The organism is Mesorhizobium sp. B263B2A, assembly GCF_020165775.1.
Taxonomy (GTDB): domain Bacteria; phylum Pseudomonadota; class Alphaproteobacteria; order Rhizobiales; family Rhizobiaceae; genus Mesorhizobium; species Mesorhizobium opportunistum.
This window is the reverse complement of record NZ_JAIUIU010000001.1, coordinates 642,780-656,844: the sequence shown is the minus strand read 5'-3', so window position 1 is coordinate 656,844 and position 14,065 is coordinate 642,780. Positions and strand designations below refer to the sequence as shown.

Sequence of the window (14,065 nt, the reverse complement as noted above, 5' to 3'; positions counted from 1 at the left end):
CGCGAACTGTCCCGAAACAGGCGATGCAGCGCTTTTCCCCGCCAATTTCGCCTGAATTACGACGCTCCCCGCGTCCTGCCGACATGAAGCGGGTGGCCTGCCGAACATACGCGTTTCGTCGTCGCGGCCGCTGCCCCGGAAGAGCCATGCCAGCCTGCGCGCAAAAATGCCGCACGGTTTCGGCCGCTCCTTTCTTGCGGAGGGAAAAAGAGTATGGTTTGAACCAGCTTGAGACTGTCGGGATTCCCGTCCCGGCATTGTTCGTTATTCTCGTTGGCACCGCCGCGAGGAACTGGGAGACGAAGAGGGCGATGAGAAATTTCCTAGCTAGCGCCAGGTTTCCAGCAAGTGCCAGGTTTCTGAGTGCTTATGCCGCTGCCACGATTTTTGCCGGCACATCCGCCCGGGCCGATCAGCCGGTGGAATGGGAGACGACCTTCCAGGCGCCGGCGACCGACATGATGCGGCAGATCGAATGGTTCGGAAACTACACGATGTGGTTCATCGCCCCGATCACCATTCTGGTGCTGCTCCTCCTCGCCTATTGCATCGTGAAATTCCGCGCGAGTGTGAACCCGGTCCCCTCCAAGACCAGCCACAACACGCTGATCGAAGTGGTATGGACCGTCGGCCCGGTCGTGGTCCTGCTTTGCCTCGCCATTCCCTCGTTCCAGCTCCTGACCGCGCAGTACACCCCGCCGGAAGACGCTAAGCTGACCGTCAAGGCCACTGGCAACCAGTGGAACTGGGATTACGAGTACCAGACCGACAACACGCTCTCCTTCAATTCGGCCATCCTCCAGGATGGCGATCGCGCCAAGGCAGGCAAGGAGGATCGCAAGGTCTATCCGCGTCTGCTCGCCGTCGACAACGAACTGGTGGTGCCGGTCAACACGATGACCCGAGTGCTTGTCACCGCGACCGACGTGATCCACTCCTTCGCCATGCCGTCGTTCGGCATCAAGATCGACGCCATTCCGGGACGCACCAATGAGACCTGGTTCAAGGCGGAGAAGGAAGGCCTTTATTATGGCCAGTGCTCGCAGCTTTGCGGCAAGGACCATGCCTTCATGCCGATCGCCATCCGTGTCGTCTCGGATGCGCAGTTCAAGACCTGGCTGGCGGCAGCCAAGACCGATCTGCCCGGCGCCAACAAGACGCTGATGGCCGAGGTCGACGGCCAGAACAAGGTAGCGGCCGCCGGCAATTGATGCCGCGGGTTAGCAAGATTTAGGGAACGGAGCCGAACATGGCAGACGCTGCAGCTCACGACGGGCACGACCACAAGCCTTATCACGGCTGGGTGCGCTGGGTTTATTCGACCAACCACAAGGACATCGGTACGCTCTACCTGATCTTCGCGATCATGGCTGGCATCATCGGCGGCGCGCTGTCGGTTGCGATCCGCATGGAGCTGCAGGAGCCTGGCATCCAGATCTTCAGCGGGCTGGCGCAGATGGTCTACGGCATGAACGGTGACGCCGCGGTCGACGGCGGCAAGAGCATGTACAACGCCTTTGCCACCGCGCACGCGCTGATCATGATCTTCTTCATGGTCATGCCCGCCCTCATCGGCGGTTTCGCCAACTGGATGGTGCCGATCATGATCGGCGCTCCCGACATGGCGTTCCCGCGCATGAACAACATCTCCTTCTGGCTGCTGCCGCCGGCCTTCATCCTGCTGCTCACCTCGATGTTCGTGCCGAGCGCGCCGGGTGCCTATGGCGTCGGCGGCGGCTGGACGCTTTATCCGCCGCTGTCGACCTCGGGCCAGCCGGGGCCGGCCATGGATCTGGCGATCCTGTCGATCCACATCGCCGGTGCCTCGTCGATCCTCGGCGCCATCAACTTCATCACCACCATCTTCAACATGCGCGCTCCCGGCATGACGTTGCACAAGATGCCGCTGTTCGCGTGGTCGGTGCTTGTCACCGCCTTCCTGCTGCTGTTGTCCCTGCCGGTCCTGGCTGGCGGCATCACCATGCTGCTCACCGACCGCAATTTCGGCACGGCTTTCTTCGCGCCGGACAATGGCGGCGATCCGCTGCTGTTCCAGCACCTGTTCTGGTTCTTCGGTCATCCGGAAGTCTACATTCTGATCCTGCCGGGCTTCGGCATCATCAGCCATATCGTCTCGACCTTCTCGAAGAAGCCGGTGTTCGGCTATCTCGGCATGGCGTACGCCATGGTGGCGATCGGCGCCGTCGGCTTCATCGTCTGGGCCCACCATATGTATACGACCGGCCTGTCGCTCGACACGCAGCGCTATTTCGTCTTCGCCACCATGGTCATCGCGGTGCCGACTGGCGTGAAGATCTTCTCCTGGATCGCTACGATGTGGGGCGGTTCGATCTCGTTCAAGACGCCGATGCTGTGGGCGCTGGGCTTCATCTTCCTGTTCACCATCGGTGGCGTCACCGGCGTCCAGCTGGCCAATGCCGGCCTCGATCGCTCGCTGCATGACACCTATTTCGTGATCGCCCACTTCCACTACGTTCTGTCGCTGGGCGCGGTGTTCGCCATCTTCGCCGGCTGGTACTACTGGTTCCCGAAGATGACCGGCTACATGTACTCGCCGGTGATCGCCAACACCCACTTCTGGGTCACGTTCGTCGGCGTCAACCTGATCTTCTTCCCGCAGCATTTCCTCGGCCTCGCCGGCATGCCGCGCCGCACCATCGACTATCCCGATGCGTTTGCCGGCTGGAACTACGTGTCGTCGATCGGGTCCTATATCTCGGCCGTCGGCGTGGTGATTTTCCTCTACGGCGTGTTCGAAGCCTTCCAGAAGAAGCGGATCGCCGGCGCCAATCCGTGGGGCGAGGGTGCAACGACGCTGGAATGGCAGCTGCCTTCGCCGCCGCCTTTCCACCAGTGGGAACAGCTGCCGAAGATCAAGTAAGGCGGCTGCCTGCTCGAATACGAAACCGCCGGCCCGCCGGCGGTTTTGGCCAACGGAATAATGGACTTGAGTACGCATGGCCCTAGTCGACGAAACCAGCATTGACGAAGCCAGCTTCCGCATGTCGGAAGCGACGGCGGGCGATTTCTTCGCCCTGCTGAAGCCGCGCGTCATGTCCCTGGTGGTGTTCACGGCTTTTGTCGGCCTGGTCGCGGCACCTGTGACCATCAACCCGTTGCTGGCGGTGATCGCCATCCTGGCTATTGCCATCGGCGCCGGTGCCTCGGGCGCGCTCAACATGTGGTACGACGCCGACATCGATGCGGTGATGACCAGGACGGCCAGCCGTCCGGTGCCATCCGGCCGCATCCAGCCGCACGAGGCGCTGACCTTTGGGCTGGTGCTGTCGGCGCTGTCGGTGATGACGCTCGGCGTGCTCGCCAACTGGCTGGCGGCGACGCTGCTGGCTTTCACCATCTTCTTCTATGCCGTCGTCTACACGATGTGGCTGAAGCGCTGGACACCGCAGAACATCGTCATCGGTGGCGCGGCCGGTGCGATCCCGCCGGTCATCGGCTGGGCCGCGGTGACCGGGTCGGTCAGCATCGAAAGCATCGTCCTGTTCCTGATCATCTTCCTGTGGACGCCGCCGCATTTCTGGGCCTTGGCGCTGTTCAAGTCCGAGGACTATGAACGCGCCGGCATCCCGATGATGCCGAATGTCGCTGGCCACGCCTCCACCCGCCGTCAGATATTCGCCTATGCGCTGGTGCTTGCGCCGGTTGGTGTGTCGCCGTGGCTGCTCGGCTACACCACGCCGATCTATGGCGTTGCCGCCGCGCTGCTCGGGGCTGGCTTTGTCTGGTATGCGTGGAAGGTGCTCGGCATGGCCGACGACGACCGCGCCATGAAGCCGGCCAAGGCTTTGTTCGCTTATTCGCTTCTCTATCTCTTCGCCATCTTCGCCGCCTATCTGGCCGATAGCGTGGTCGAACGCGCGCTTGCCATGGGTGGGGCATGACCATGATCGAGGAAAAGCTCGAGACGGTCACCTTGACCGAGCGCCAGAAGAAGGCGCGGCGCAGCCGTTCCGTCGCCATTGGCCTGGCGCTGGCGGTGCTGGTCGTCATTTTCTATATCGCGACGATCATCAAGTTCGGCCACAATTTGGGCACGATGTGATGAGCGCCGGGACATCCAGGAAGCCGGCCGGCAGGAACAGCAACCGCATCGTTGCGGCTGTCTGCCTCGCCTTCTTCACCGGCATGATCGGCATGGCCTATGCCGCCGTGCCGCTCTACAAGATGTTCTGCCAGGCGACCGGCTATGGCGGCACGACGCAACGCGTCGAAAAGCAGTATGCCGGCCGTGTGCTCGACCGCGAAATCACCGTCCGCTTCGACGCCAATATCGCGGGCGTGCCATGGGAGTTCCAGCCGGTCCAGCGCTCGATGACGATGAAGATCGGCGAGACGGTGCAGGCGCATTACCAGGCGACCAACAAGTTCGACCGCCCCGTTACTGGCCGCGCCACCTTCAACGTGCAGCCGGAACTGGCTGGCCCGTACTTCAACAAGGTCGAGTGTTTCTGCTTCACCGATACGACGCTGAAGCCCGGCGAGACGCTGGACATGCCGGTCGTCTTCTATGTGGACCCCGACATTGTGAACGTACCGGAACTGAAGGATATGAAGACGATCACTCTGTCCTATACGATGTTCCCGATCGAGAAGAACAAGCCGGTCGCCTCCTCGGAGTCGGCAAAGGGCAGTAGCAAGACAATTTCAAATACCGAAAATCTCGGGGGTTGATATGGCAGACGCGCACGCACAACATCACGACTATCATCTCGTCGATCCGAGCCCGTGGCCCTTCCTGGGATCCGTAGGGGCGCTCGTCACCGCTTTCGGCGGTGTTTGCCTCATGGAATATTTGAAGGGCGGCTCCTTCCCGATCTTCGGCTTCAACATTGCCAATCCGTGGCTGTTCTTCATCGGCATCGCGATCGTCCTCTACACCATGTTTGCCTGGTGGTCGGACACCATCAAGGAAGCGCATGAGGGCCACCACACGCGGGTCGTGTCGCTGCACCTGCGCTACGGCATGATCATGTTCATCGCCTCGGAGGTGATGTTCTTCGTTGCCTGGTTCTGGGCCTATTTCGACGCCAGCCTTTTTGCCGGCGAGGCACAGAACTACGCGCGCCACGCATTTACCGGTGGCGTTTGGCCGCCGAAGGGCATGGAGGTTCTCGATCCCTTCCACCTGCCGCTCTACAACACCGTCATCCTGCTTCTGTCGGGCACCACGGTCACCTGGGCGCACCATTCGCTCATCCATGGCGATCGCAAGGGGCTGATCAACGGCCTGGTGCTGACCGTCGGCCTCGGCATGCTCTTCACCATGGTCCAGGCCTACGAGTACATGCACGCTCCGTTCGGCTTCAAAGATTCCATCTACGGCGCCACCTTCTTCATGGCGACCGGCTTCCATGGCTTCCATGTCATCATCGGCACCATCTTCCTGCTGGTCTGCCTGATCCGTGCGATGAAGGGCGACTTCACCCCCAAGCAGCATTTCGGCTTCGAGGCAGCCGCCTGGTACTGGCACTTCGTCGACGTGGTCTGGCTGTTCCTGTTCGCCTCGATCTATGTCTGGGGATCGGTCGGCGCGGTCATCGAAGGCCACTGACCCAGTCTTTAGCATTTCGATTTCGGGAAGGCGGCCGCGGCGACGCTCCCCCCTTCTTCTTTTCGGCGCCTTCTTGTTTTCGGCGCAATGATCGCCGATCGATTGCCGATGCGGCGGACGGTTTCCTGGGCGATTTGCGCATTCATCCTCCTGGCATTCCCGGCCCCTGCCGCCGAGAAGGTCGATCTGGTGCGTGTCCACAAGGCGGAACGGCGGCTTGAACTGATCGGCGACGGCAAGGTGGTGCGCAGCTACGGCATCGCGCTCGGTGGCGCTCCGGTCGGCCACAAGCACCAGGAGGGCGATCAGCGCACGCCCGAGGGGCGCTATATCCTCGACTGGCGCAACCCGAACAGCATCGCCTACAAGTCGATCCACGTCTCCTATCCCAATGCCGACGATCTGGCGGCGGCGAAGGCGCGCAATGTCGACGCCGGTGGCATGATCATGATCCACGGCCAGCCAAACGGTTTCGGCTGGTGGGGCTGGCTGCTTCAATTGGTCGACTGGACCGACGGCTGCATTGCCGTTACGGACTCGGACATGGACGAAATCTGGGCAAAGGTGGCCGATGGGACACCCATCGAGATCGGGCAATAGGCATGAGTGACGGGCCATCCATGACTGAAGACAAGGCGATCTGGCCTCCCATCGAGCCGATTTCGGCCGGCCTGCATGGCCGCTGCCCGCGCTGCGGCGAGGGGCGGCTGTTTTCCGGCTTCCTCACCGTCGGCAAGCGCTGCGTCAATTGCGGACTCGACTATTCCTTCGCCGATGCCGGCGACGGGCCGGCGGTCTTCGTCATCCTGATCATCGGCTTCATCATTGTCGGCCTGGCGCTCTGGGTCGAAGTGACGCTGAGCCCGCCGCTCTGGCTGCACCTGCTGGTCTGGATTCCGATGGCCCTGGTGCTGTGCCTGACCGCGCTGCGGCTGATCAAGGGCGTGCTGCTGACGCTGCAATACGCCAACAAGGCGGCCGAGGGCCGGCTGGATCGCGGCGAATGAACGAGGCCTCGGTCAAAGGCAGTGGCCGCTCGCGGCCACGATCTCTATTGCTACTCGGCCTTGGCCTTGTGCTGCTGTTGATCCTGCTGGCGCTCGGCACCTGGCAAGTCCAGCGCCTGCACTGGAAGGAAGGCCTTCTGCAGACCATCGACCAGCGCACCCATGCGGCGCCACGGCCGCTTGCCGAGGTGGAAAAGGAATTCGCCTCCACCGGGGATGTCGACTACACGCCGGTCACCGTCAGCGGAACCTTCCTGCACTCGGGCGAGCGGCATTTCTATGCAACCTGGGAAGGCGAGGCCGGCTTCAACGTCTACACGCCGCTGGCGCTGGACGATGGCCGCTTTGTCCTGGTCAATCGCGGCTTCGTCCCCTATGACCTCAAGGATGCCGCCAAGCGCGCCAATGGACAGGTGACTGGCAAGGTCACGATCACCGGGCTTGCCCGCAATCCGCTGCCGGCAAAGCCGTCGATGATGCTTCCCGACAACGACGTGGCGAAAAACATCTTCTATTGGAAGGACCGCGACGTGATGGCGGCGAGCGCCGGCCTGCCGGCGGGGTACACCCTGGTGCCGATCTTCATCGATGCCGACAAGACGCCGAATCCGGGCGGTCTGCCGGTCGGAGGCGTCACCATCATCGACCTTCCGAACAGCCATCTGCAATATGCTGTCACCTGGTATGGGCTTGCCGCGGCATTGGCCGCCGTGCTCGTCCTGCGGCTTCGCCGTCCCGCGAAAGAGGATTGAAGGTGACCGAACCCCTTCTACCAATATCCCCTTTCTACCATTGCCCTTGACAGGGCAGGGGTAGCCACCTCATTTCGGCGCTGACGAACCGGCCAGGATTTAATGCTTCAGACAACCACCAAGCCTCCGCTGACGATCCGGCTCTGCCAGCCGCGCGGCTTTTGCGCCGGCGTCGACCGTGCCATCCAGATCGTCGTGCTGGCGCTGAAGAAATATGGCGCGCCGGTCTATGTCCGCCACGAGATCGTGCACAACCGTTATGTCGTCGAGGGACTGCAAAGCCTTGGCGCAGTCTTTATCGAGGAGCTTTCCGAGATTCCGGCCGAACACCGGCAGTCGCCGGTCGTCTTCTCCGCGCATGGCGTGCCGAAGTCGGTGCCGGCGGATGCCAAGGCGCGCAACCTGTTCTATCTCGACGCCACCTGTCCGCTGGTCTCCAAGGTCCACAAGCAGGCGATGCGCCATCAGCGGCTCGGCCGGCATGTCCTCTTGATCGGGCATGCCGGGCATCCCGAGGTGATCGGCACCATGGGGCAACTGCCGGAGGGTGCCGTGACGCTGGTCGAGACCGAGGTCGATGCCGCCAGGCTTGCGCCCGCCGACCCCAAGGCGCTTGGCTTCGTCACCCAGACCACCCTGTCGGTCGAGGATACTGCCGGTATCATCCGGGCGCTGCAGGAGCGCTTTCCCGACCTGCAGGCGCCGGCGGCGGAATCGATCTGCTATGCCACCACCAACCGCCAGGAAGCGGTCAAGGATACCGCGCCGGGTGCTGACCTCTATTTGATCGTCGGCGCCCCCAATTCCTCCAATTCGCGCCGCCTTGTCGAAGTGGCGGAGCGTGCCGGCGCCACGATGTCGCTTCTCGTGCAGCGCGCCGCCGAGATTCCATGGAATGACATCGGCAACATCTCGACGCTTGGCCTGTCCGCTGGGGCGTCGGCACCGGAGATCATCGTCGACGAAATCATCGACGCGTTCCGCCAGCGCTTCGATGTGACCATCGACCTGGCCATCACGGCCACCGAAACGGAGGATTTCCCGGTCATGCGGGTATTGCGCGATGTCGAATTGACGCCGGCCGACATGGCCTTCGTCAACGGGGCTGCGTAAGATACATGGCTGTCTATACCGATGTTGCGGAAGGCGAACTCGGCGCTTTCCTGAAGCACTACCCGGTCGGCGATCTCCTGTCCTACAAGGGCATCGCGGAAGGCACCGAGAATTCGAACTTCCTGCTGCACACGTCCAGCGGCTCCTACATCCTGACGCTTTACGAAAAGCGCGTCGAGAAGGCGGATCTGCCGTTTTTCCTCGGCCTGATGAGGCATCTCGCCAACAAGGGCGTGTCCTGCCCGCTGCCGGTGACCGCGCATGACGGGAGCGTCATCGGTACGCTGGCCGGCCGGCCTGCGGTCATCATCACCTTCCTCGAAGGGCTTTCGCTGCGGCGTCCGGCGGCAACGCATTGCGCCGAGGTCGGCAAGGCGCTGGCGGCCCTCCATTTGGCCGGTGCCGATTTTTCGATGACCCGCCCCAACGCGCTCGCGATCGACGGTTGGCGCAAGCTGTGGGACGCGTCCCGCGCCCGCGCCGACGAGGTCGAGCCGGGCCTAGCGGCCGAGGTCGACGCCGACTTCGCCGATTTCGAGCGCAACTGGCCGAAGGACCTACCCCAAGGCATCATCCACGCCGATCTGTTCCCGGACAATGTGTTCTTCCTCGGCGAGAAGCTCTCCGGCCTGATCGACTTCTATTTCGCTTGCGACGACCTCTACGCCTACGACGTTGCCACCTGCCTCAACGCCTGGTGCTTCGAGAAGGACTTTTCCTTCAACCTCACCAAGGGCAAGGCACTGCTCGAGGGCTATCAGAGCGTGCGCCCCCTGAGCGACCGGGAAAAGGCGGCGCTGCCGATGCTGGCGCGCGGTTCTGCGCTGCGTTTCATGTTGACCCGGCTCTACGACTGGCTCACCGTTCCCGATGGCGGCCTGGTCATGAAACGCGACCCGACCGAATACATCAGACGGATGCGGTTCCATCGGGCGATCAAATCTGCTTCGGAATATGGGCTGGCATGAGCAAGAACGTTGAAATCTTCACCGACGGCGCCTGTTCGGGCAATCCGGGTCCCGGCGGCTGGGGCGCGATCCTGCGCTTCAACGGCGCCACCAAGGAGCTTTCCGGCGGCGAGGCGGAGACGACCAACAACCGCATGGAGTTGCTGGCGGCCATCTCGGCGCTGAATGCGCTGAAGGAACCCTGCACGGTCGAGCTTCATACCGACAGCAAATATGTCATGGACGGCATTTCCAAATGGATCCATGGCTGGAAGAAGAACGGCTGGAAGACCGCCGACAAGAAGCCGGTCAAGAACGGTGAACTCTGGCAGGCGCTGGACGAGGCCAACCGTCGCCATAAGGTCACCTGGAACTGGGTCAAGGGCCATGACGGCCATGTCGAGAACGAACGCGCCGACGAATTGGCGCGGCAAGGCATGGCGCCGTTCAAGAAAGGCCCGTTCAAACCTGCAGCGCCGGCGAAGCCTTCAGCGCCGGCAAAGCAGCCGGCGGCAACCAAGGCGCGGCGCTCCACCCAGAGTTACTGAACGCCGGGCGATCCGCTCGCGGGCAGGAGCTTTTACCGTGTCGACCTTGGTCTACATCACGCATCCCCAGGTTCAGGTCGATGCCAGTGTTCCGGTGCCGGAATGGAGCCTGTCCGACATCGGGCGAGCGCGAGCCATTGCCATGCTCGATCAGCCATGGGTCGGGCCGATCCGGCGTGTCGTCTCGTCGGCTGAGCGCAAGGCGGTGGAAACCGCCGAGATCCTGGCAAGGCATCTGCGCCTTTCAGTCGAGGTGAGGCAGCCGATGCATGAGAACGACCGGTCGGCGACAGGTTTCCTGCCGCCGCCGGAGTTCGAAGCGGTCGCGGACCAGTTCTTCGCCAACCCACACCGCAGCATTCGCGGATGGGAACGGGCCATCGATGCCCAGCATCGCATCGTGAGCGAGGTCGACGCCGTGCTGGCCACCAGGCAGGCCGGCGATATTGCCGTCGTCGGCCATGGCGGCGTCGGCACGCTCCTGCTGCTGTCTCTCAGCGGACAGTCGATCAGCCGCGAAGCGGACCAGCCACCGGGCGGCGGCAACTATTTCGCTTACGATATCGGCGCGCGCCAAGTCATCCACGGATGGCGGCCGATCGACAGATAGTCTTGACCCGCACCCGTTCAGCCGGCGTAAGCATATGGTCGGCAAGCTCTCTTGGTGGCGTTGGAGTTGCTCAAGGGTGTGGATAGGAGTAATATTTCCTACCATCGAGCAATAGGAAGCAACATGGCAAACGTGGAAAAAATGAGCGTGGCCGTGACCCCGCAACAGGCCGCAGTGATGCGAGAGGCGGTGGAAGGGGGCGAGTATGCCACCGCAAGCGAGATTGTGCGCGAAGCGGTGCGGGATTGGCTGGCCAAGCGCGAACTGCGGCATGACGATATCCGCCGGCTGAGGCAGCTCTGGGATGAAGGCAAAGCAAGCGGGAGACCGGAGCCCGTGGATTTCGACGCGTTGCGAAAGGAAGCTCGGCAAAAGCTGACGGAAGTCCCGCCGAATGGCCGTTAGGCTTGTCTGTCACCCACAGCCAAGGCGGATCTCATCGACATCTACGTGATGATAGGCAGCGAAAACATACGGGCGGCCGACCGCTACTACGATCAGTTGGAAGCGAGGGCCTTACAGCTGGCAGACCAGCCGCGCATGGGTGTCAGGCGACTGGATATCAGGCCTTCCGCACGAATGCTGGTGGAGTCGCCGTTTGTACTGCTCTACGAAACGGTACCGGACACCGACGATGGCCCTGTTGAGTGGGTTGAAATCGTTCGTGTGGTGGATGGGCGGCGGGATCTGAACCGTCTGTTCTAGTTCTCTAGCGGATCAGCAGCGCAGTGCCCCAAAGCCCAATCGCGAACACGATGTGCGACACCAGGTTGAGTGCCCGGATCTGCATCGGGTTGGGCCGCTTCGACGCCGCCCATCCGGCACCCATCCCAGGCGCCAGCAGGAACCAGCCGGCGCCGACGGTGACGATGCCCAGGATGAAAGCCGGCAGGAAGGTCGGCGCCGCAAGCCAGGCGGCTCCTGCCACCACGACCAGGATGATGCCGTAGACGATGCCGACGAAATAATGAAACGCCCAGCCCAGCGCCACTTCATTCGCGTAGGGCGCGGCATCGCCGATATCGTCATGGAAGACCTTGTCGCGCAAGTGCCAGACCCAGCGGCCGACAGGCCCCCAATTCGGCCGCGGCTGGCCGAATGCGGTGTGGAGGAAGAAGGCCCAGATATCCATCAGCACCGTGGCGCCGATGCCGATCGCGACAGCGCGCCAGAAGACGTCAAACATCGTTGGAATCCCCCCAAATTGTCACTTCTGGACTACAAACTCGATCGTCGGGCGAGAGCGGTCGCTGTGGCCTCGCCCGCCCGACGCCATCGTTGAGCTCAGAGCTGTCCGAGAATATGAGCCGCACCGGACTCGTCGACGCCGGGCTTGGTCTCGACATTGATCGCTGTGACCTTGCCGTCGTCGATGATCATCGAAAACCGCCTAGAGCGCAGGCCCATGCCGCCCGCGGAAAGGTCGTTATCGAGGCCGACCGCCTTGGCGAAATCGCCATTGCCGTCGGCAAGGAACAGGATCTTGCCCTCGCCGCCGGTGAAGCGCGCCCAGGCGCCCATGACGTGGACGTCGTTGACCGAGACGACGGCGATGGTGTCGACGCCGCGCGCCAGGATGGCATCGTGGTTCTCGATATAGCCGGGCAGGTGGTTGTTGCTGCAGGTCGGCGTGAAGGCGCCGGGAACGCCGAACAGCACGACCTTCTTGCCGGAGAAAATCTCGGCTGACGTGATCGCCTTGGCGCCGTCGGCGGTCATCGTCTTGAAGGTCGCCTCAGGCAGCTTGTCGCCAACGGAAATGGTCATGAGTTCCTCGCTTGGGAATGGGAAGGATGCGTGCCTGCGTAGCGAACTCGGCGGCTTCCTGCAACTCTAGAGGCAGGACATCACGGGAAAGGCAGAAGCCCTTCGACCGCGCCCGCCGAACTCGTCAGTGTGTAGTGAAGCCCGCCATCGGTTGGTGTCGTCGAAGGGCGGTCGAGGATCGGTACGGTGAAGATCAGCTTGCCGTCCTTTTCGCTGCGCGAAGGGGGGCCGAACATGTAGTCCCGCTCGCCGGCGACGAAGAAATCCGCCGCCTCCGGATCGCCAGGAAAACTCGCCTCGACAACCAGCGTCTCATGATCGCCGGGCAGGACATTGATGCCGAAATCGGACCTTGCCGGTGCAGGCAACGCCGCGAAGCTCGCCTTCACCAGTGCCGCATCCTCGGCATTGTCCGGGTCGGAAGCGGGGTCGACGGTCAGCCGCGTCTGCACGGGGATGCAGATGGTTTCGCAGATGCCGAGAAAGACGTCGGCGTCGATGACGGCCTGATCCTTCATCGCCGACAGCGTGAACACCACCGGCAGCGACACCGGATAATCGTAACCTGCCCATTTGCCATAACCGTCGTCATGACGCTGCGGCGCCGGAAAGGACAGCTTGGCATCCGTGATGTTGGTGCTGGCGGAAACATCGAGTTGCGGCGGCACGCCCGCGTCGCCCGGATCACGCCAGTAGGTCTTCCAGCCCGGCTTGAGCGCAATGTCGAGAACGCCCTGGATGCGGCCGGCATCGTCCGGCTTGCCTGATGTCACCAGCCGCACCTTGCCGCCTTCGCTGCTGTACCAGCCTGACGAAGAGGCTATGGCGGGAACGATGCTTGCCGATGCGATGGCGGCGCCGAGCAACAGGATTTTCAAGCTTTGCATGGCGGTGATTTGATCGTCCGTTCGTGGCGGTGCAATGATTTCATGGCCTTGCCGATATCATATTTGCGTGACCCTTGCGGACAAACTATGCCGGGCTGGCGGCATGGCTTTGGTCGAATCCACTGCTGCGCATCTTTTCGGCGCCGGGGAAACGCGTTACCCTCGCCGTCATGGATTTGTTGCGCCACAAGAAGACAGCCGCTGGACGCGGCTTTCTCGACGATCAGTTCCTGATTGCCATGCCCGGCATGAAGGACGACCGTTTCACGCGCTCGGTCATCTATGTCTGCGCGCACAGCGATGAAGGCGCGATGGGCCTGATCATCAACCAGACCCAGCAGATGCTGTTTCCGGACCTGTTGGTGCAGCTCGGCATCATGAACGAGCAGGAGGCGATCCGCTTGCCCGCGCAGGCGCGCGATTTCGTCGTGCGCAATGGCGGGCCAGTCGATCGCAGCCGGGGTTTCGTTCTGCATTCCGGCGACTACCGGGTGGAATCGTCGCTGTCCGTTTCCGATGACATCTGCCTGACCGCGACCGTCGACATATTGCGCGCCATTTCGTCCGGTCGCGGGCCTCGCCGCGCGCTGATGGCGCTGGGCTATTCCGGCTGGGGCGCCGGCCAGCTGGAAACCGAGATCGCCGAGAATGGCTGGCTGACCTGCCCGGCCAGTCCCGAACTTCTGTTCGACGCCGACATCGAGCGCAAATACGATCGCATCCTCGCCTCGATCGGCATCGATCTCGCCCATCTCAGCCTCGCCGCTGGACACGCCTGACCCATCAGGCCGACCGACGCGCTCCACCTTCGTCATCCTGCACCACGAAGGGACGGCCGCGA

The 14,065-nt window shown here is 62.6% G+C and carries 19 protein-coding genes; 16 read left to right on the top strand and 3 right to left on the bottom strand.

Annotated features, from left to right (window positions below; all coding sequences use genetic code 11):
* The first annotated feature begins 311 nt into the window (after positions 1-311).
* From coxB to LB568_RS03095, 15 genes are all read left to right on the top strand, one after another.
* Entirely contained in the window at positions 312-1,211 is a 900-nt protein-coding gene (gene coxB, locus LB568_RS03165) for a cytochrome c oxidase subunit II (RefSeq protein ID WP_083833404.1), read from the top strand.
* 38 nt (positions 1,212-1,249) lie between these two features.
* Complete coding sequence (ctaD, locus tag LB568_RS03160) at positions 1,250-2,902, top strand: cytochrome c oxidase subunit I (RefSeq protein ID WP_013896659.1); 1,653 nt, start codon at positions 1,250-1,252, stop codon at positions 2,900-2,902.
* Between the two features lie 76 nt (positions 2,903-2,978).
* Entirely contained in the window at positions 2,979-3,923 is a 945-nt protein-coding gene (locus LB568_RS03155; RefSeq protein ID WP_224729030.1) for a heme o synthase, read from the top strand.
* Entirely contained in the window at positions 3,920-4,084 is a 165-nt protein-coding gene (locus LB568_RS03150) for a hypothetical protein (protein ID WP_013896657.1), read from the top strand. Before LB568_RS03155 ends, LB568_RS03150 begins: the two co-directional genes overlap by 4 nt.
* On the top strand, positions 4,084-4,713 hold the full coding sequence (locus LB568_RS03145) for a cytochrome c oxidase assembly protein (RefSeq protein ID WP_013896656.1): 630 nt from the start codon (positions 4,084-4,086) through the stop codon (positions 4,711-4,713). Before LB568_RS03150 ends, LB568_RS03145 begins: the two co-directional genes overlap by 1 nt.
* 1 nt (position 4,714) lies before the next feature.
* Positions 4,715-5,593, top strand: a complete 879-nt coding sequence (locus LB568_RS03140) for a cytochrome c oxidase subunit 3 (protein WP_013896655.1) — start codon at positions 4,715-4,717, stop codon at positions 5,591-5,593.
* Between the two features lie 108 nt (positions 5,594-5,701).
* Positions 5,702-6,193, top strand: a complete 492-nt coding sequence (locus LB568_RS03135) for a L,D-transpeptidase family protein (RefSeq protein WP_224729029.1) — start codon at positions 5,702-5,704, stop codon at positions 6,191-6,193.
* A 20-nt stretch (positions 6,194-6,213) separates the two neighbouring features.
* Positions 6,214-6,600, top strand: a complete 387-nt coding sequence (locus LB568_RS03130; protein ID WP_224687077.1) for a DUF983 domain-containing protein — start codon at positions 6,214-6,216, stop codon at positions 6,598-6,600.
* Positions 6,597-7,352, top strand: coding sequence for an SURF1 family protein (locus LB568_RS03125; protein WP_224729028.1), 756 nt, complete (start codon positions 6,597-6,599; stop codon positions 7,350-7,352). The genes LB568_RS03130 and LB568_RS03125 overlap by 4 nt, the downstream gene beginning before the upstream one ends.
* A 102-nt stretch (positions 7,353-7,454) precedes the next feature.
* Positions 7,455-8,465 (top strand): 4-hydroxy-3-methylbut-2-enyl diphosphate reductase, encoded by a 1,011-nt coding sequence (ispH, locus tag LB568_RS03120; protein WP_224729027.1) that lies wholly within the window; start codon positions 7,455-7,457, stop codon positions 8,463-8,465.
* Between the two features lie 5 nt (positions 8,466-8,470).
* Positions 8,471-9,433 (top strand): homoserine kinase, encoded by a 963-nt coding sequence (locus tag LB568_RS03115; RefSeq protein ID WP_140574353.1) that lies wholly within the window; start codon positions 8,471-8,473, stop codon positions 9,431-9,433.
* Positions 9,430-9,960, top strand: a complete 531-nt coding sequence (gene rnhA / locus LB568_RS03110) for a ribonuclease HI (protein WP_013896649.1) — start codon at positions 9,430-9,432, stop codon at positions 9,958-9,960. The genes LB568_RS03115 and rnhA overlap by 4 nt, the downstream gene beginning before the upstream one ends.
* Positions 9,961-9,997: 37 nt before the next feature.
* The gene (locus tag LB568_RS03105) at positions 9,998-10,570 is read left to right on the top strand and encodes a histidine phosphatase family protein (RefSeq protein WP_140574351.1); all 573 of its coding nucleotides are present in this window, start codon (positions 9,998-10,000) and stop codon (positions 10,568-10,570) included.
* A 123-nt stretch (positions 10,571-10,693) separates the two neighbouring features.
* Positions 10,694-10,975 (top strand): type II toxin-antitoxin system ParD family antitoxin, encoded by a 282-nt coding sequence (locus tag LB568_RS03100; protein ID WP_224729026.1) that lies wholly within the window; start codon positions 10,694-10,696, stop codon positions 10,973-10,975.
* Between the two features lie 48 nt (positions 10,976-11,023).
* On the top strand, positions 11,024-11,275 hold the full coding sequence (locus LB568_RS03095; protein ID WP_318013231.1) for a type II toxin-antitoxin system RelE/ParE family toxin: 252 nt from the start codon (positions 11,024-11,026) through the stop codon (positions 11,273-11,275).
* 4 nt (positions 11,276-11,279) lie between these two features.
* Here the strand turns inward: LB568_RS03095 and LB568_RS03090 are convergent, their stop codons facing one another.
* From LB568_RS03090 to LB568_RS03080, 3 genes are all read right to left on the bottom strand, one after another.
* Entirely contained in the window at positions 11,280-11,756 is a 477-nt protein-coding gene (locus tag LB568_RS03090; RefSeq protein ID WP_140574347.1) for a DUF2938 domain-containing protein, read from the bottom strand.
* A 98-nt stretch (positions 11,757-11,854) separates the two neighbouring features.
* On the bottom strand, positions 11,855-12,337 hold the full coding sequence (locus LB568_RS03085; protein ID WP_224729025.1) for a peroxiredoxin: 483 nt from the start codon (positions 12,335-12,337) through the stop codon (positions 11,855-11,857).
* An 80-nt stretch (positions 12,338-12,417) separates the two neighbouring features.
* Positions 12,418-13,224 (bottom strand): protein-disulfide reductase DsbD domain-containing protein, encoded by an 807-nt coding sequence (locus LB568_RS03080; RefSeq protein ID WP_224729024.1) that lies wholly within the window; start codon positions 13,222-13,224, stop codon positions 12,418-12,420.
* Positions 13,225-13,394: 170 nt separating this feature from the next.
* On the opposite strand from LB568_RS03080, the gene LB568_RS03075 reads away from it, so the two are divergent.
* A complete protein-coding gene (locus LB568_RS03075) occupies positions 13,395-14,003 on the top strand; it encodes a YqgE/AlgH family protein (protein WP_013896642.1) in 609 nt (202 codons plus the stop codon).
* The last annotated feature ends 62 nt before the right edge of the window (positions 14,004-14,065 follow it).